Origin of the sequence: Kribbella sp. NBC_00382 (assembly GCF_036067295.1) — a bacterium.
Taxonomy (GTDB): domain Bacteria; phylum Actinomycetota; class Actinomycetes; order Propionibacteriales; family Kribbellaceae; genus Kribbella.
This window is the reverse complement of sequence record NZ_CP107954.1, coordinates 7280303-7298220: the sequence shown is the minus strand read 5'-3', so window position 1 is coordinate 7298220 and position 17918 is coordinate 7280303. Positions and strand designations below refer to the sequence as shown.

Here is a 17918-nt window from a genome sequence, read left to right as displayed (position 1 = left end):
GTGCACTCGACGGCCGGATCCGCGCATGCTACTTTCGGAACATGTTCCGGAACACGTTCGAAAAGTCGCCAGGCCACAGGACGCCTGAGCGAGCCACCCGGCCAGGACAGGTCCTCGCCGCGGTGGCCGTCGTGCAGTTCATGGTGTCGCTGGATCTGTCGGTCGTGAATCTCGGCCTGCCACAGATCGGCGCCGCCCTCGGCTTCAGTGAAGTCGGCCTGACCTGGGTGATCCACGCCTACGCCCTCACCTTCGGCGGCCTGCTGCTGCTCGGTGGCAAGCTCGCCGACCGGTACGGTCGCAAGCGCGTCCTGCTGTTCGGGCTGGCCCTATTCGGGCTCGCCTCGCTGGCAGGCGGGTTCGCGCAGGAGGCCGGCCAATTGGTCGCTGCCCGCGCCGCGCAGGGTGTCGGTGCTGCCGCGCTGGCGCCGGCCGCGTTGTCGCTGCTGACCTCGACCTTCCCCAGTGGCAAGGAACGCGTTCGCGCCTTCGGCATATGGAGTGCGACGAATGCGGCCGGTGGCGCTCTCGGGGTGCTGATCGGTGGTCTGCTCACGGAGTACGCGAGCTGGCGCTGGTTGATGTTCGTGAACGTACCGATGGCGGCTGGCGCATTGCTGCTGGCTCGGCGCAGTGTCGGGTCTGATGTCGGTGCCGGGCTTCGCGGGCGCCCGGACGTGTTGGGTGCGCTCCTCGCTACCGCAGGTTTGGTCACGCTGGTGTTCGGGGTCGTCCGTACTGACCGGCATGCGTGGGGTTCTGTGGTCACCATCACAACGCTGGCGATCGCCGTCGCTCTGCTGGCCGCCTTTGTCTACGTCGAGCGGACGACCACGCGCGATCCGCTGATCCGGCTCGGCCTGTTCACCAACCGTGCGGTCGCGGGGGCCAATTCCTACAACCTCCTGCTCGGTGCGGCGATGGCATCGTCGTTCTACTTCGCGTCGCTGTATCTCCAGAGGGTGCTCGGAACCGGCCCGGCCCGGACCGGCATCGAGTTCCTGCCTTTCGCCTTCGGGGTGATTGTCGGTGCGGTGCTTGCCATCAAGTCCGGCTACCGGTTCAGTCCGCGGACCCTCCTGGTGGCGGGTGGGTTGCTGACGGCGGCTGGGTTCGCCTGGTTCGGTCTGATCAGTGCCGATGGCTCTTTCCATGCTGACTTCCTCGGCCCGTCGATCGTCACGAGCATCGGCTTCGGGCTGTGCCTCGGCCCGGTCGTTTCCCTTGCTACGGCAGGGGTTTCGGCTCACGAGTCCGGTACTGCGTCCGGGCTGTTGGCCAGCTCTCGGCAGATCGGGGCGTCGCTCGGGCTGGCGGCACTCGGTACCGCGGCGCATCGGCGTACCGGCGGTGTAGCCACGCCGGAGGCCCTCAATGACGGCTACGCCCTCGGCATGACCCTCGGCGCCGCCCTGCTCCTCGGAGCCGTCCTGATCGCCGCCGTCATCCTGCACAAAACCCCACTCGATGGCTGAGCCCCGCCGAGAGGGTTCGGCCACCGGCGCGAAACCGGGAGAAGTTGCCCAAGGCAACAGGCGATCGCCAGCCCATCAACCGTCTAGCGGAAATCGTTTCCCCCCGGCGTTTCGGCCCCAGGGCGGGGCGTTTGATGGGCTGGGGCTCCGATCCGGTCCGTCAGCGCATGCACAACCCGGTCGGCAAACCTTTGCCCCGGCGTGCCGGACCAGTTCGCGGAGGTTGCGTACGCGCGGCGGTCCGGTCCTCCGGGCGAGCTACGCTCACGGACGGTTACGGACCACTTTGTGCTCGACGTGAGTGGACCCGTCGCCTGGAAGTGCTCAGGCCGAGCACAAGGTGCCTTAGGCAACTGGTTCGGCGGTCCCAGCCACCGGACCGCCGGGCCAGGCGCCCCTACGAAGCTGCGCGGGTGTCGCGGCCGGCGGCTATGCCGACGGCTACCTGGCTCGCAGCGAGGACTGCGAAGACGATCAGGGCTGCGGTCCAGTTGCCGGTCAGTTGGGTCAGGTAGCCGGCGAGGGCGGGGCCGGTGGCAGCTAGCAGGTAGCCGATGGATTGGGCCATGCCGGAGAGTTGGGCGGTCTCGTGGTGGGTGCGGCCGCGGATGCTGATCAGGGATAGGGCGGCAACCAGAGCGGCACCCTGGCCGAGGCCGCCCAAGATCGCCCAGCCGATGACGAGCTTCGGCGCCAGGAGCAGGCCGAGGAAGGCGATGCCTACCGGGACGCTGGCGGTGACTGCACCGGCGCGCTGGCTGAGCGGGTTGCGCATCAGCCACGGGATGGCGAGGCCGCCGACCAGGCCGAAGCCCTGGAAGAGGAACAGATGGACGCCGGCGGCCCGGTCCGAGAAGCCGTGCGAGATCTCGATCGTCGGCAGCCAGGTGACGAAGACGTAGAAGCTGGTCGACTGCAGACCCATGTAGGCGGTGACCAGCCAGGCCATCGGTTGCCGCCAGACGCTGACCAGGGGAGCGCCTTCAAGCGGCGCCTCGGCAGCGAGTGGGGTCGACGTCGAGTTCGCGGGGATCCGGATCAAGGCGACCACCAGAGCGAGCGCACCCCAGATCGCCAAGGCGAGACGCCAGTCCGAGCCGGCTGCGACCGGTACCGCCACCGCCGACGCGAGCGCCGCGCCACCAGTGATGAAAGCCGTGTAGACGCTCATCGCGCGGGACACATGTCCGGCGTAGTCACGCTTGATCAGAACCGGTACCAGCACATTGCCGATCGCGATCGCGGCGCCGATCACGATCGTCCCGAGCCACAACCCGACGGATCCCGTGTACGACCGAACGACGCTGCCGGCCGCCAGCACCAGCAGCGACACGAAGACAGCGCGCTCCATCCCGAGCCACTTCGAAACGCGATGCACCAGGGGAGACGCGAGCCCGAACGCGACGAGCGGAAGCGCCCCGAGCACGCCCAGCGCGCCCTCGCCCAGTCCTTCGTCAGCGCCGATCTGCGGCAGCAGCGGCCCGACCGCCGTGATCGCCGGGCGCAGACACAACGCGACCAGGAAGACGCTCGCGGCGATCAATGAGCTGCGCCGGGCGGTCACCGCTCCCGTTGTCACTGCCACGACACGCACCTCACTGGCTCGACCGATCAAATGTCCGACATTTACACTCTAGCCATGGCATTGAGTGGACCGGTACGGCAGGCCCCGTTGGTGATGCAGGTCTCGGAGCAGTTCCGGAGGCTGATCGAGGCCGGTACCTGGCCGGTCGGCGCCAAGATTCCTGGCGAGAACCAGCTCGCCGGTGAGCTGGGCGTGAGCCGCGGGACCGTCCGTGAAGCGCTGCGATCGCTCAGCCTGACCGGCTTGCTCGAGCCGCGGGTCGGGGACGGTACTTACGTGCGTGCGACCAACGAGATCAGCGGCGTACTCGTCCGTGACGATTTGTCGGCGACGTTGGAGCATGTCCTCGACACGCGCGCGGGGCTGGAAGGGGCGGCCGCGCGACTGGCCGCTGGCAACCACACCCAGCGGGGGCTGGCCGCCATGGAGGCTGCGCTCGAGGCGCGCAGTGCGGCGCATGAAGCAGGCGACCTCGACGGCTACGTCACCGCGGACATGGCCTTCCACCGAGGCGTCGTCGAGGCGAGTGGCAACCCGCTGCTGCTCCGCCTGTACGACGCAGTTGCCGAAGTACTGACCGCGTCGATCCACGACACGGCCACGATCCCCGAGGATCCCCGCATCCGCGATGCGCACTACGGCCTGGTGGCGGCGATCCGGGAGGGAGATCCCGAGACCGCCGCCCAGGCGTCCTACGCGCTGATCGACTCGGTCAAACGATCCGTCAGCGAGTGATCGCGACGTCGTCCAGCTGCGTTAGCGGGTGATCGCGATGTCGTCCAGGAGGAAGCTCGTCGGAGCTCCGTCGTTCTCGGAGCTGGTCCAGGCCAGCGTGACGGTACGGCCTCGGTAGCTCGTCAGGTCGACCGACTGAGAGACGTAGCGCGAACCGGACTGAGCACCGGTCAGCGTGCGGATCGCTTTGCCGTCGACGCTCAGCTTCAGGGCGTCGGCTTTGTCGCCACCACTGATCCGTACGGCGAAGCGCAACTGCGGCCGGCCCGTGCCCGGTACTGCGACCCGCTGGCTCAACGAGTCGGACTGCACCGCGCCATAGCCACCGAGCATCGCGTACCCGAGCCCGCCGTTGCTGTACTGCCCATCCTCACGGACCACGTCGGCAGACTCGCTCCACCCACCGGTACCAGCCTCGAAGTCGCCGTTGACGACGGCTCCCTGGTGAGTGCTGACGACCCAGTTGATGACCGTGTTGCCGCGGGCACCGGTCGAGTCGGTCGCGGTCACCGTCGTCGAGTGCGTCCCCGGGTTGCTGGGCACGCCGTAGATGAGGCCGGTGATCGCATTGAGCCGCAGACCGTCCGGGAGATCCGTCGCGCTGAGGCGTACCGGACCACGTGCCGAGTCGGTTGCCCGGACGTGGAGCACGACCGGGCTGCCGACGGCGCTGAACTGCTGGGCCGGTGCGTTGACGGTGATGTGGTTGCCCGGAGTCGGCGAGGTGAGCCCGGCTGGGCCATTCGGCGTACCGAGGCCGGTGGGGCCGTCCCAGCCGGCTTGCGCGGTACAAAGTGGAGCCGGCGTGCACTCGCCATTGTTGCCCTCGACAACGTCATTGAGGTTGGCGGTGCTGCCATAGGGGTAGCTGGCCGGGTGGGACGTGGGGGAGGGGTCGCCGGCGAGGGCGTAGGTCGAAGCGATGATCGGCGCGGACGCGCTCGTCCCGCCGTACACGGCCCAGCCGTTGCCGCCGGTGGTCTGGTAGACGGCCACACCGGTAGCGGGGTCGGCGACTGCGGACACATCGGCGACAGCGCGTTTCGGGCAGGTGGCCGCTGGGATGACCGTTTGCCAAGTCGGCTTGGTGATCTCGGCGGAGCAGCCGGAGCCAGTGCCTTGGCCGGGTCCGTTGTTCCAGACGGTCTCGGCCCAGCCGCGACCTGAGTCGGTCTTGGTCAGCGAGGTACCGCCGATGGCCGTGGTCGCCGCGGAGCTTGCCGGGTAGGAGGTACCGGCGTCGTAGTCGTAGTCACCGGTCGAGGCCGCGTAGACGATGCCGCTGGTGTTGAAGTATTCCTTGTCCAGGTCGGCCAGGTTGCCCGACTCGGGGCCACCCCAGCTCAGCGAGACGAACTTCGCGCCCAGCTTCTCGGCGGTCTTGACCGCGGCGAGCAGGTCGTTGCTCGGGGAGTCGGCCTCGATCAGGGTGATGCCGCAATTCGGGCAGACGGCCGAGACCATGTCGAGGTCCAGCGAGATCTCGCCCGACCAGGACTTCGACGGCGCCGGCAGCGGGCTGGGCTTGCCGTCCTGGTTGAGCTTCTGGAAGCAGCCGTTGTCGGTCGTACAGGCTGGGAGCCCGAACTGCTTGCGGTAGACGGCGAGGTCGGCCTCGGCCGTCGGGTCGTCGTAGGCATCGACGATGTAGACCCGCTGGCCCTTCCCGGCCGTTGCGGATGGCAACTTGTACGCCGCGGTGAGGTCGGCCGGGCCGTACCCCTGCGGCGCACCGGCAACGCGAGCGCGGAAGCCGAGGTCGGCACGTCGTTGCGCGAAGCAAGTGAAGTAGCCGGGCTCGACCTTCTGGTCGCAGCTGGCCACCACCTTCGGGGACTCGCGGACCTCCGCGGACGCGACCATGCTCGTGCCGCCGACCATCAGCAGGGCCAGGGGAATCGCCAACCGGCGTACGGGGGTGTTCATGCGGTGACCGCCTTCCAGGTCGCGCCGGCGTCGCGGGTCACCCAGAGCTTGCTGTCCGGGGTGTAGGCCGCGTCGCGCTCGACCAGCCAGGCGGTGGTCGCCGACTGCCAGACGAGATCGTGGATGTGTTCGCTGTTCTCCAGCCAGCTCTGGTCGTACCGCCAGGACTTGGTGAGCGCCGGGCGGTTGTAGACGAGGCTCGCGGTGACGGTGGTGAGCATGACCGCGCCGTCCGCATTGACTGCGAGCTGGCTGCCCAGGCCGAGGGTGCCGGGCACAGCGTCGTACCGGAGGGTCTTGCCGCCGTCGCCGGAGACCATGACGGTCTTCTCGGACTGGCCGCGACCGTAGTGGGCGATGCAGAGGGCGAAGAGCCGGTTCGGCCCGTTGGCCGCGAGAGAGGTGACGATCGCGTCCTCAGCGTCCGCGCAGGTGATCGTGGTGGTCGACTGGACCTTGCCGTTGTGCAGGGTGTTCAGCTTGTTGGGGGCGGTGAAAGATGCCGTGAGCAAATAAACAGTGGAGCCCTGGGACGCGAACAGGACGTTGTCGTCGGCCGCCACCGGGACCTTGACCTGCTGCCACCCGCTGGACTTCCCGGCCGGCGCGCGCCAGACCTTGAGCGGTTTGTCGTCGCAGATGCCGGTCCCGATCGCGCAGCCCGAGGTGAGGACGTAGGTGCCATCAGATGCCGCAAGCAACTGCAGCACCTTGGCATCGCCGCCGGGTACCGGAACCTTCGTCCAGGTCCGGCCGCTGTCCTTGGTGACTTCGAGGTACGGATCGTAGGCCCAGCCGAACTTCGGGCTGGCGAACTGGAGGCTGGTCAGCCCCGGCTCACCGCTCATGGCGAGCGGGTTGTGGGTCTTGCCGGCCTTCGCCCAGGTCTTGCCGCCATCATGAGTCGCCTGTACCTCGGCCAGGCAGCTCGCGTTGCCGCACGAGCCCAGCAGGTAGCCGTCGCTAGCGGTCGGCCAGACGATGGACTGCGGCGCGAACTTCGGGACCGCGGGCTGTTCCGCGGTGGCCACACTGGTCCCGGAGCTGACGAGTATCGCGGTGGCGACGGCCCCAGCCAGGGCTATCGCCGATCGGCCAACATACAGACGCACTGTTCACTCCTTGGGACCTAGACGCTGCCAGAGCACACGCTAAGCCTTGGAAGGAGCCCCAAGGCGCCCATTCCGGCCAAACGCCGATTGTGGCCACCTAGGCTGGGCGGGTGGCTGACTGGGAAGCGGTAGGGCTGAGCGGGTTCGATGCCGAGGTGTACCGGCAGTTGTTGCGGGAGCCGGGGATGCCGGTGGCGCAACATGCTGAGGCGCTCGGAAGGCCGATCGCGACGGTTGAGGCGGCGGTGGTGCGGCTGGCGGCGGTGGGGCTGGTCAGGAGTGGGTCGGAGGAGGCGCCGGCGCCGGTGGATCCGCGGTCCGGGGTCGGGATGCTGGTGCGGGAGCGGCGGGCGGCGATCGACGGAGTCGCGGCGATGACCGATCAGCTGGCGCGCGAGTTCAGCGCCGGGCAACTGCGGGCCGAGCCCAGTCGGCTGATCGAGATCGCGGTCGGGCGGGACGCGATCGAGGCACGGATCGAGGACATGTTGCGTGGGGCAACGGAACAGGCGGTCGGCACGGACACCCCGCCGTACGTCGCGGACGGCAGTCATCAGGTGTCGAGTGCCGAGCTGGCGCTGCTGGACCGTGGGGTGCGATTCCGGTCGATCTACGCTTCCGAAGTACTGGATCATCCGGCGTGGGTCGCGCATCTGACGTCGATGGCCGAGCGCGGTGAACAGGCCCGGGTACTACCTCAGGTGCCCTTGAAGCTGCTCATCGTCGACGGCACCACCGCGATCCTGCCGCTGGCCGGCGGCGACCAGCCGGCGACTCCGTCCCAGGCGCGGGCGGTGGTCGTCACGGACTCGGTGCTGACCAATGCCCTTCAGGTGTTGTTCGACCAACTGTGGAGTCAGGCGACGCCGCTGCGGCTGACAGAGTCTGATGCCGTCGACCCGGCCGCCGCGCTGATCAACCTGCTGGCCACTGGCATGAAGGACGAGGCGATCGCCCGCCAGCTGGGGATCAGCGGGCGGACGCTGCGGCGCCGGATCGCGGAGATCCAGGAACAGCTGGGCGCGACCAGTCGCTTCCAGGCGGGTCTCCAGGCCGCCCGGCACGGCTGGCGTTAGCGGGTCACGCGGTCCACTCGGTGGCCGGATTCGTCGAAGATGTGCAGCCGGGCGGTGTCGACGGCGAGGTGGACCTTCGAGCCTGCCTTCAGGCCGGCGGCCGGGTCGATCTCCAGTACGAGGTCAGCGCGGCGGTGGGTCGCGGTGGCGGTCGGCTCGTGCTCGATCGGCGACGGCTCGAATCTGCCCAGGCCGGTCTTGGCCTTGGCCTTGGAACGCCAGCCCGACAGACGGGTGGTGAGGCCGGACATGTGGGGAGCCGCGTGCCGGGTCCGCGGGCCGCCATCGGCGAAGGCGAGGCGTTTCGGCGTACGGGGGAGTGCGATCACGCCGACCATGTCCGGGTTGAGCATCTCGATCCCGCACTCGATGAACGCGATCCACTGGTTGCCGTGGAATTCGAGCGTCCGCAGCTTGCCCGCGAGCTGGCCGGGTTCGCCGCCACCCGCGGCGGCGACGGTGAACGCGTCGGAGCGGGCGCCGACGATCACCTTGGCGCCGTCGTGGCTGCTCAGGATCAGCGACCGGCGGTCGATCGGTGGCAGCTGGACGGACTGGGCGCCGAAGTCGAGGCTGACCCGGTGGTGCGCGGTGACCCGGACGACGGCCGACATCAGGTTGATCCGCGGGCTGCCCAGGAAGCCGGCGGCGAAGGCGGTCGCCGGGTCGTTGAAGACCTGGTCGGGAGTACCGACGTCCTCGATCCGGCCGTCGCGCATGACGGTGATCCGGTCGGCCAGGGTGAGCGCCTCGATCTGGTCGTGGGTGACGTAGACCGTGGTGACGTTGAGATCGCGGGCCATCGCGCCGATCTCCTGCCGCAGCTCGGTCCGCAGGGTCGCGTCGAGGTTGGACAGCGGCTCGTCCATCAGGAAGATCTGCGGCTGCCGGACGATCGCCCGGCCGATCGCGACGCGTTGGCGCTGACCACCGGACAGCGTGCGCGGCAACCGGTCGAGGGCACCCTCGATCCGCAGGATCCGGGCCAGCCCGGCGGCCTTGCTGCTCGCCTCCTCCGCGTCGTCGCCGGCCATCCGCAACGGGAACATGATGTTCTCGCGCGCGGTCCGGTTCGGATAGAGCGCGCCGTTCTGGAAAACGAGCGCGACACCGCGGTCCTTCGGGGACAGGTCGGTGGCCAGCGTGCGACCGAACCACAGCTCGCCGGCGCTCATCTCCTCGAGGCCGGCGATCATCCGCAGCAGGGTCGTCTTGCCACATCCGGACGGTCCGAGCAGCACCATGAACTCGCCGTCCGCAACGTTCAGTGACACGTCGTTCACGGCGGGATACTTGCCGTCGTAGGTCTTCGAAACCGAGTCCAGCCGGATTGCTGTCATCACCACTCCCGTCGGGGTGAGGTGAGTACACAGCCCTAGGTGAAGGTTGTCCAGAGTTCCTGCGCATACGCTTGCATGATGGACGATCAGCAGGCTTGGCGTGACGCTCGGCGGGAGGCTGCTGCCGCTCAGGCCGCGGCTCTTCAGCACCGCAAGGACAACGAGACTGCGCAGGCCCGTAAGTTGCTGGCCGGGTTCGTCGAGAAGATGCAGGCCCTGGGCATCGACCCGCAGCCACTGCGCGCGCCGGTGGTCGGCTCGGGCGCCAGCTACCGGACCGATGTGACCGGCTGGTACCTCCGGCGCAACCACTCGCTCGGGGTCGATGCCGAGGGCAACTTCTACATCCTGGGAATGCAGCCGAGCGTGAAGGCCCGGCTGCTCGGAGTACAGGTCCTGCCGTCCGACCCACCGATCATCATCGGCCTCGGAGCCCGCGACGGCGAATCCCTCCCACTCAAACAGCTGTTGGAGCTACGGCTGGCCGAGATCGAAGGCTGAGGACGGGAACGCCCTCAGCCTTCGACGGGTTCAGCCGGCGTAACCGCGGCTGGCGATCCAGACCGCGAGTTTGTCAGTACTCATCCAGTAGTCGTAGACCTTGTTGATGTCGGCTGAGTCCGCGATGTGCACGGTGTCGCCGAAGTCGTCGTAGCCGACCACGGTGACGTAGTGCCCGCCGTTGTAGGTGTGCGGGTCGTCGTCGGTGTCCTGGGCCGAGCCGGCGATGTTGGCGACGATCGTCCGGTTGCGCACGAGGTCGTACCGGATGTCGTTCTTGAGTTGCGTGAGTTCGTCGCCGGTGCCGGTGCTGATCCGTTTCGGCTGGTAGAAGGTCGTGCCGAGCTCTTTGTTCAGGACCGGCGCGACGTCGAACACCGAGCTCGTGCCGTCAGTGGTGGTGTGCAGCTCGGGGATCAGCTGGTCCTCGGTGCGCTCGATGCCCTGGGCCTGGAGGGCGACCCGGACGGCGGCCGGTCCGCAGGAGTAGCCATACGCCTGCAGGTGGGACTTCCAGCCTCCGCGGTCGCACTTCTTCCCGCCTTCCTCACAGTCGAGGCCGGTGCGGTCGGTGTGGTTCACCGGGTCGTTCGCCGCGTACGCGTACCGGTTGAGGCCGACCGTGTCGTCGCCGTCGACGACCGGGTTGGGGGAGATGAAGCGACCGAGCTCCGGGTCGTAGTACCGGGCCTGCAGGTAGACCAGGCCCGACGAGTCGTGACGCTGACCGGTGAAGCCTCGTGCCTCATAGGGGCCGGTTGCCGAGGTGACCTCGCCGTACGCCGCGTACTTCTTGCGGTAGATCTCCGCGCCCGCGGTGTTCGTCTCGGCCTGGATCGACCCTTGGTGATCGGTGTGCACCCAGTACTTCGTGGTGCCATCGACCCGCGCCACGACCGTGCTCCCAAGCTTGACGTACTTGGTGGAGACCCCACCGGTGACCTCGTAGTCCTCACCGAGGTACCGGCGGGTGGTCGTCCCCTCGACCTGCTGGAGCCGGGCGCCGTCGGCGTCGTAGGTGTAGCTGGTCGTCACGCCGCCCTTGGTGACCGAGGCCAGTCGGTTGTCGCCGTCCCAGGTCATCGTGCGACCGTCGCCGGACGTCATCAGCCCGGTCGCGTCGTAGCTGTAGCTGTTCGAGCCGGCCGTGGTGACCGCATGCGGCTTGGTGCCATAGGCATACGCGCCGAGTTGCGAGTTGGCCGTCAGGTTCCCGGTCGCGTCGTAGGTCAGCGCCTGGTTGTCGCTGGTGCCGTTGTTCGAACTGGCCAGCTGATCCGCGTCGTCGTACGTGTACGTCCAGGTGTCGCTGGTGAACGGGCTGCTGACCTTGGTGATCTTGCCCTTCACATCGCGCGTGTAGGTGTTGTCCTGGATGGTCGTACTGCCCGCCACCGTCTTGATCCCGGTCAGCCAGCCACGCTCCGCGTCGTGCGGCCGGGTGGTGACCGTGCCGTTGGCATTGTCGATCCGGGTCAGCTCACCGCCTGCGTCGTACTGCGCGGCCGTCACGATCCCGGGGATGGAGAGGAGCCGCCCCGCGCCGTCGTACCGGAGCGGTGCCGCCTCGGTGCCCTGGGTGTCGCCGTCGGGATAGGTCGTCCACAGCGCCCGGTCCCCGGCGTCGAAACCGTACGTGAAGGTGTACGCCGTGCCGTTGATCGTGCGGACCGTCTTGACCACGTGACCGGCAGCGTCGTAGTCGGAGGTCTTGGTCCCCGCGCCGTCGGTCGACGTGGTGACGTGGCCGATGTTGCTGAACCCCGCCCGCACCTGGTCGAAGGTCCAGGACACGGTGGCCGCCGCTGCGGTACCGGCCCTGCTGGTCTTGCCGGTCTTGCGATCGATCGCGTCGTAGCTGTACGTCGTCCGCTCGTTCTTCGCGTCGGTCTGCGCGACCATCCGGCCGGCCGCGTCCCACTCGTACTTCGTCGCCCCCGAGTCCGGATCCGTCATCTGCGTCTGCCGGTTGAGCGAATCCGTCTGGTACGCCGTGACGTTGCCGGCCGGGTCCGTCGACCGGGCGAGGTTGCCGCGGCCGTCGTACACATAGGTCGCCGTCTTGAGCACACCGTCGATCGTCTGCTCGTGAGCGATCCGCTTGCTGTACGCATCGAGCCGGTCGGTCGTCGGGTTGCCGCGCTCGTCGGTGTCGGTCGTCGACCACAGGCCGTAGCTCTTGGTCGTGATCGCACCGCCGGGCTGCGTCACCTTGGTCACCCGATCGAGACCGTCGTAGCTGGTCGTCGTCGGGTAGGTGGCCGGCTGCGCCTGGCCGGAAACCCAGTAGTAGGAGGCAGTCTTCGAAGCGACCTGTCCACGGGGGTTGAACACGGTGTCGACGTAGATGTCCCCAGTAGTTGCGTTAGGCCCCTTGTCTGCCGTCCGCCAGGCCCGCTGCAGCCCGTCAAGATAGCGCCGGCTCCACTGCGGGCTGCTGGTCCCATCGGCCGTCGGGCGCTCTGTCTGCTCGTACTGCGTTGCCGGGTTGCCGAAGTTCACGTAGGTGTATCGCTCGAACTTGCCGCCGGGTTGGAGGTACTCGGTACGCCGGCAGAGCGGGTCGTACGAGACCGTCGTGTCCTGGTTGTTCAGGTTGCGCACCTGCGTCGGCTGTCCGCAGGCCGGGTCCCAGCTCGCGGTGACCTGCTGCGCCAGCGCATTGGTCTCCGAGGTCTGGAACAGGTGGTACGTCGGGTCCCACCCGAGAGTCGTGCGGGCGCCGAGCGCGTTGATCTCGGCGGTTACGTTGCCCCAGGTGTCGTACTCCTTGCCGGTGGCAACATACGAGTTGTCGGTCGAGAGCCACTTGGCCGTCTTGGTTTCGAGGCCGGTGGTGGGTGGCTGGTTGGGGGTCGTGGCGCCGTCGTAGTACGCGAGCGTCTCGGTGAGTTTGGTCCCCGTCGTGCCGATGCCTTGGAACGTGGTCATCGCGGCGGGTTTGTCGACGATGTAGTCGCTCGTGTTGGGCGCGAAGGTGGTCGCCGTCGTGCGCTCGTCCCCGGCGAGCTCCTTGTCACCGTGCTCGAACAGCTGCGTGACCTCGCCGTAGGCGTTGTATTCCTGGCTCGTGTAGGACCGCTTGCAATCAGCGCCGGGGCAGGCTGCGCCCGTGTTGACGTAGGTGTTCTCCCAGGTGCCGGTCAGCAAGGCGGTCCGCGGCACGGTCGTACCGTTCGTCGTGTATTCGTGGATCGTCGAACTGAGCAGCGCTCCGGCTCCGGTACGCCGGTCCAGCCGCTCCGGCTCGCCTATCGCACCCAGGTCCTGGCGGTAGGTCGTCGCGGAGTACGGGCAGGCCGTTTCGCCTGCGATACAAGGCTTTGTCTCCTTCTGCTGACCGAAGCCCAGGGATTGGCGTTCGACCCGGTCGTACGCGCCGGCGGAGTAGCTGTAGTTGGTGGCGGCCGCTCCGCCCCTGCCATCGCCGGCCGTCACCTTCGACGCGGTCTGGACGAGTGGCGGGTTGTTGGTGTTCGGCCAGGCCGACGACGGCGTGTAGTTCACGGCCGTCGTACCGCCCCACGAGTCGGTGCGGGTGCTCAGCAGGTCGGGCACCGGGCCGCCGATGTTCCAGACGTGCCGGCCCTTGTTCAAGCCCAGGGGAGCGGTGTTGACCTCGGTCATCTCGCCGAGCCCGTCGCCGTTGACATCCATCTCGAGGAACTCGCTGGTGCAGTTGCCCTTGCTACAGCTGAAGGAACCGATCGAGGTGTCGGTCGGGCCGGCGGTGAAGCCGGAGCCGGTGGAGAACCAGATCTGCCGGCGGGTCGACAGCCCGTACGGCGACAGCGTGACCAGGTCGTCGCGGTGGTCGCCGTTGACGTCGGCCGCGAGCTGGCGCGAGGTGTTGGCACTCGGCAGGGCGGAGTCGGTGGAGCCGAGGACGTAGCTGTAGCCGGTGGAGATCCAGGTCCGCCGGGTATACATGGCCAGGAACGGATAGAGCTCGACCATGTCGGCCTTCTCGTCGCCGTTGACGTCCATCACGATGAAGCGGCTGCCCGCGCCGTCGCCGTCCGGAGCGGCGAACTGCAGGCCGGTGTCGGTCGCGCCGGAGACGAAGCCGGTGCCGTTCGACAGCCAGATGTGCCGGCCACCGCCGCCGAGGCCGGTTGCGTAGATCTCGAGCATGTCGCTTTTGCCGTCACCGTTGACATCCGCGGACAGGAACTGACGGTCGTTGCTCAGTCCGACGCCGGGATCGTTGGTGGAGAGGGTGAAGGCGGTGCCGTTCGACAGCGAGGTGGCGCGGCAGTAGTACCGCGGGAAGATCCCACAGCCGTACAGCTCTACTATGTCGGACTTGCCGTCGCCGTTGACGTCCATCGCCAGGAAGTGCGACTCGTTGCTGTTGCCGCCGACCGAGGAGCCGGTCGAGGCGAGCGTGAAGCCGGTACCGGTCGACAGCCAGAGGCGTCGGCCCATGTTGAGTCCGTTGGGGAAGATCTCGATCAGGTCGGACTTGCCGTCGCCGTTCGCGTCAGCGGGCAGGAACCGGGTCTCCGCGTGGATCGCGATCCCTGGTACGTCGTTCGAGGCGAGGGTGAAGCCGGTACCGTCCGACAGCCAGGTGTGCCGCTCGAAGGTGGTCCAGCCCGGGTAGAGCTCGAGCATGTCGGTCTTGCCGTCGCCGTTGATGTCCATCGGTAGGTACCGGGCGTCAGCCTTGTTGCCGAGCGTGCTGCTGTTCCCGGACGCGAAGGTTGGCGCATTGGCTTGGTAGCTGACCGTCTCGGCAGGCAGGCTCGTCCCGCCGGTGACCGTTCCGGAGGCATCCAGCACGGCGTCCTTGCCGAACTGCTGCACGCTGGTCAGCAGGGATCGCGCCGTCGCGCCGCTGGCCGTGTAGACCAGCTTGTACGCGCGCACCCGGCTGCCGCTGACGGTGACGTCGATGGACTTGATCCTGGTGGTGACGCTCATCAGCGCGCCGTTGCCGATCGCCTGGCGGTCGACGTCGGGACGGGCCTCGTACGAGAGCTTCACGGTCGTACCGTTGTAGGTGACGGTGGTGAGCTGGTTGTCGACCCAGTTGTAGGTGACGGTGTTGCCCGAGCGATCGACGACCTGGCTCAGGCCCCAGCGGAACACGAGGTCGGTGGCAGCGGAGTAGACCGGCGCGAAGACGCGCTTGGTGCCGTCCTTTGCCGTCACGGTCCACCGGCTGGCCGCGCCCGTGCCGGTCAGCGCGAGCCTCGCGTAGCTCTCCTTCTTGGTCGAGTGGGTGCCACCGGTCGTACAACTCGGGCTGACGCTGCCCGTCGCGCAGGGAACCAGCTCCATGCCGTCGAGCAGGTAGAGATCGGTCGCGTCGTACTTCGGCGCTCCGCGGCCCACGCCGGCGCGTTCGATCTGACTCACGCCGGCCAGGCTCCAGCCGACCCCCGCCCAGCCGCTCGTACCGGCCGAGTCGTACTTCAGGGAAAGGTCCGGCGTGAGATTTCGGAATGCCGGGACCGTGATCTTGACCTGATCCGTGAACGACCCGCGGGCATCGACCTGCCAGGTCTTGTCCGGAACCTCCGGTTTCGGGGTCTTGGCGATATCGGCGAGTGGGGTCCGTTTCTCGTCGGCGGGTTTGTCGCCGGTCGGTGGAGCGGATGCGCCCGCCGTCGTGAAGGTGGCGGTGAGCAGCAGAACTACCAGCAGTACAAGGCCGCGCAGCGCACGGCCGGCACCAGTCGACTTCATCTGAGAATCCCCCGGGGCGGTGGGTTGAGGCGGAAAGTCGAGGATATTTCCCCCAAATGCGATCCGGTAAGAGGTTTCGACCCCGGTGGAAGGTGCGGGTGAATTGCTGTACTTCGTTTTACCGGTCCGGGATAATGAATTCCGGAATGTCTGGGTCCGTATCTCCGTCCGGAAACGACACGAATATCGGGTTGCGGGTGACCTGGACCGCTGGTAACGTGCCCGGCCTGTCTTTTTGATGGTGGATCGAAACGAACCGGGCGGCTCTCCGGGGCGGGATCTTCTGACCGCGAGCATTCCCCGCCGATCCGATTCGAGGCTCTTTGTCATGGCCGAAACCACTCTCCTGTCCCAAGAACTCGAGGCCGAGCGCGCCTTCCTGGCCGAGGCCAAGGCCGCGCTGGCCCGGATGCATCATGAGGTCGAAGAGCGCGACGTCCCGCTGATCGGGGGCGAGGACAACGACGAGCGCTTCACCAACGAGGCGAACGAGCGGGCCAAGAAGATGCGGACGCAGGCGCTGCTCGATCTGCCGGACGTGCCGTTGTTCTTCGGGCTGCTCGACTACGAGGCCGGCACGCTCGACGACCTGGACCAGATCCACATCGGGCGCCGGCACGTGCACGACGGCAGTGGGGTGCCGCTCGTCATCGACTGGCGGGCGCCGGTGTCGGTGCCGTTCTATCGGGCGACTCGGAGCGACCGGCAGCGGCTTGTGTTGCGGCGGCGGTACGGGTTCTCGGATCACGCCGAGCTGACCGGGTTCGAGGACGAGTCGCTGGTGGGGGCCGTCGAGACCGATCAGGCCGACGCGTTCCTGCGGGCCGAGATCGAGCGGCCGCGGACCGGGCCGATGCGCGACATCGTGGCCACGATTCAGCCCGAGCAGGACGACCTGGTCCGGGCGGCGTTGCATCCGAGCGTCTGTGTGCAGGGAGCGCCCGGTACCGGCAAGACGGCTGTCGGGCTGCATCGCGTCGCGTACCTGCTCTACACCGAGCGCGAGCGGCTGAGTCGCGGCGGCGTCGTGATCGTGGGACCGAACCGGTCGTTCCTGTCCTACATCCGCAAGGTGCTGCCCGCGCTCGGCGAGGTCGACGTCCGGCAAATCACGATCGACGAGTTGATCAGCCAGCCCGCCACGGCAGTGGACGAGACAGAGGCGGCGCGGCTGAAGAGTGACGCCCGGATGGCGCTGGTATTGCGACGGGCATTGTGGTCGCATCTCGGCGTACCGGCTGAGGGAATCCTTTACAGCAAGGGATCTCAGCGTTATCGGGTGCACGACTACGAGCTGGCGGAGATCGTCTCGGCGCTGCGCGAGTCGACGCGGTACGCGCCCGGCCGGGACGCGCTCGCGCAGCGGGTCGCGCACGCGGTACTGGTTCAGATGGAGCGGCGGGGGGAGTCGCCGGACGACCGCACGCAGAACGCCGTCGCCCGCTCGAAGCCGGTGAAGGCCTTGCTCGACGCGGTCTGGCCGAAGGTCGTACCGGAGCAGGTGCTGCATCGGCTGCTCTCCGACGCGGACTTCCTGACTCACTGCGCGGAGGATTTCACCGCGGAGGAGTGCGCCGCCCTGCTCTGGCAGAAGCCTGCCCGCTCGTGGAAGTCGGCGAAGTGGTCGGCCGCCGACACCTTGCTGCTGGACGAGCTGAACGACCTGATCGAACGCACCTCCGGCTCACTCGGCCACCTTGTGCTCGACGAGGCGCAGGACCTCTCGGCGATGCAACTCCGCGCACTCAGCCGCCGGTGCCGCACTGGATCAGCAACAGTCCTTGGTGATGTAGCCCAGGCGACCACTCCCTGGGCCGCCGGCTCGTGGGAACAGGTGCTCGGTCACCTCGACAAGTCCGACGCCATCGTCGCCGAGCTCGACCGAGGCTTCCGCGTCCCCGACCAGATCATCGACTTCGCCGCGCGACTCCTACCCCAGATCGCCCCGACGCTCGGCGTACCGACCGGAGTCCGTACCGTCGCCGACTCCCTGAGCATCGTCGCCGCCGACGAGCAATCCTTCACCGACACCCTCATCACCTCCTGCCGCACAGCCCTAGCCGGCGAAGGCTCGGTCGCCCTCATCGCCGCCGACGCCCACATCACCACCCTGTACGACGCCCTCCGCGCCGCCGGCCTCGAGCCCGCCCTCCTCGGCGCCACCGAAGACGAGATGGACACCACCCGCCTGGTCTGCGTCCCCGCCACCCTTGCCAAAGGCCTCGAGTTCGACTCGGTGATAGTTGCCGAACCTTCCCAAATCGTCACAGCCGAACCCCGCGGCCTGCAACGCCTCTACGTCGTCCTCACCCGAGCCGTCAGCTCCCTAAGAGTCGTCCACGCCACCCCACTCCCAGCCTCCCTGGCCTAACCGCCACGGCGAACCGTAACCCCATCGAGCCGTCGCCAGGGGGGTCGGGCCCTTGACAGGCATGCCGGTCACAGCGCGTTATATGCGTGGGGGAGGGATTGCC

At 67.9% G+C, this 17918-nt stretch carries 10 protein-coding genes; 5 read left to right on the top strand and 5 right to left on the bottom strand.

The genetic code is table 11. The annotated features are described in order from the left end of the window. Positions 1-41: 41 nt before the first annotated feature. The gene (locus OHA70_RS34375; protein ID WP_328324883.1) at positions 42-1475 is read left to right on the top strand and encodes an MFS transporter; all 1434 of its coding nucleotides are present in this window, start codon (positions 42-44) and stop codon (positions 1473-1475) included. A 397-nt stretch (positions 1476-1872) separates the two neighbouring features. Here the strand turns inward: OHA70_RS34375 and OHA70_RS34370 are convergent, their stop codons facing one another. After that, the gene (locus OHA70_RS34370; RefSeq protein ID WP_328324881.1) at positions 1873-3060 is read right to left on the bottom strand and encodes an MFS transporter; all 1188 of its coding nucleotides are present in this window, start codon (positions 3058-3060) and stop codon (positions 1873-1875) included. Between the two features lie 54 nt (positions 3061-3114). Here OHA70_RS34370 and OHA70_RS34365 point away from each other — a divergent pair, with 54 nt between their 5' ends. Further along, the gene (locus OHA70_RS34365; protein ID WP_328324879.1) at positions 3115-3795 is read left to right on the top strand and encodes a FadR/GntR family transcriptional regulator; all 681 of its coding nucleotides are present in this window, start codon (positions 3115-3117) and stop codon (positions 3793-3795) included. Between the two features lie 21 nt (positions 3796-3816). On the opposite strand, the gene OHA70_RS34360 is transcribed toward OHA70_RS34365, so the two are convergent. Further along, on the bottom strand, positions 3817-5721 hold the full coding sequence (locus tag OHA70_RS34360; protein WP_328324877.1) for a putative Ig domain-containing protein: 1905 nt from the start codon (positions 5719-5721) through the stop codon (positions 3817-3819). Continuing rightward, the gene (locus OHA70_RS34355) at positions 5718-6833 is read right to left on the bottom strand and encodes a hypothetical protein (protein ID WP_328324875.1); all 1116 of its coding nucleotides are present in this window, start codon (positions 6831-6833) and stop codon (positions 5718-5720) included. Before OHA70_RS34355 ends, OHA70_RS34360 begins: the two co-directional genes overlap by 4 nt. Positions 6834-6943: 110 nt before the next feature. Here OHA70_RS34355 and OHA70_RS34350 point away from each other — a divergent pair, with 110 nt between their 5' ends. Next, a complete protein-coding gene (locus OHA70_RS34350; protein WP_328324873.1) occupies positions 6944-7909 on the top strand; it encodes a helix-turn-helix domain-containing protein in 966 nt (321 codons plus the stop codon). Here OHA70_RS34350 and OHA70_RS34345 read toward each other — a convergent pair. Next, positions 7906-9249: an ABC transporter ATP-binding protein gene (locus OHA70_RS34345; RefSeq protein ID WP_328324871.1), complete on the bottom strand. Its 1344-nt coding sequence runs from the start codon at positions 9247-9249 to the stop codon at positions 7906-7908. The two genes, OHA70_RS34350 and OHA70_RS34345, sit on opposite strands and share 4 nt — an antisense overlap. A gap of 78 nt (positions 9250-9327) precedes the next feature. Between OHA70_RS34345 and OHA70_RS34340 the strand changes: the two genes are divergently transcribed. Continuing rightward, the gene (locus OHA70_RS34340) at positions 9328-9750 is read left to right on the top strand and encodes a hypothetical protein (RefSeq protein WP_328324868.1); all 423 of its coding nucleotides are present in this window, start codon (positions 9328-9330) and stop codon (positions 9748-9750) included. 30 nt (positions 9751-9780) lie between these two features. Here the strand turns inward: OHA70_RS34340 and OHA70_RS34335 are convergent, their stop codons facing one another. Further along, positions 9781-15444, bottom strand: coding sequence for an RHS repeat-associated core domain-containing protein (locus tag OHA70_RS34335; RefSeq protein WP_328324867.1), 5664 nt, complete (start codon positions 15442-15444; stop codon positions 9781-9783). Between the two features lie 328 nt (positions 15445-15772). Between OHA70_RS34335 and OHA70_RS34330 the strand changes: the two genes are divergently transcribed. Then, positions 15773-17815 carry a HelD family protein gene (locus tag OHA70_RS34330; protein ID WP_328324865.1) on the top strand — a complete coding sequence of 681 codons (2043 nt, stop codon included), beginning with the start codon at positions 15773-15775 and terminating at the stop codon, positions 17813-17815. Positions 17816-17918: the final 103 nt, after the last annotated feature.

Coding starts and splice junctions, on each gene's coding strand:
- OHA70_RS34360 (WP_328324877.1), bottom strand. CDS start 5,721: ATGAACACCCCCGTACGCCGGTTGGCGATTCCCCTGGCCCTGCTGATG.
- OHA70_RS34365 (WP_328324879.1), top strand. CDS start 3,115: ATGGCATTGAGTGGACCGGTACGGCAGGCCCCGTTGGTGATGCAGGTC.
- OHA70_RS34375 (WP_328324883.1), top strand. CDS start 42: ATGTTCCGGAACACGTTCGAAAAGTCGCCAGGCCACAGGACGCCTGAG.
- OHA70_RS34340 (WP_328324868.1), top strand. CDS start 9,328: ATGGACGATCAGCAGGCTTGGCGTGACGCTCGGCGGGAGGCTGCTGCC.
- OHA70_RS34345 (WP_328324871.1), bottom strand. CDS start 9,249: ATGACAGCAATCCGGCTGGACTCGGTTTCGAAGACCTACGACGGCAAG.
- OHA70_RS34330 (WP_328324865.1), top strand. CDS start 15,773: ATGGCCGAAACCACTCTCCTGTCCCAAGAACTCGAGGCCGAGCGCGCC.
- OHA70_RS34335 (WP_328324867.1), bottom strand. CDS start 15,444: ATGAAGTCGACTGGTGCCGGCCGTGCGCTGCGCGGCCTTGTACTGCTG.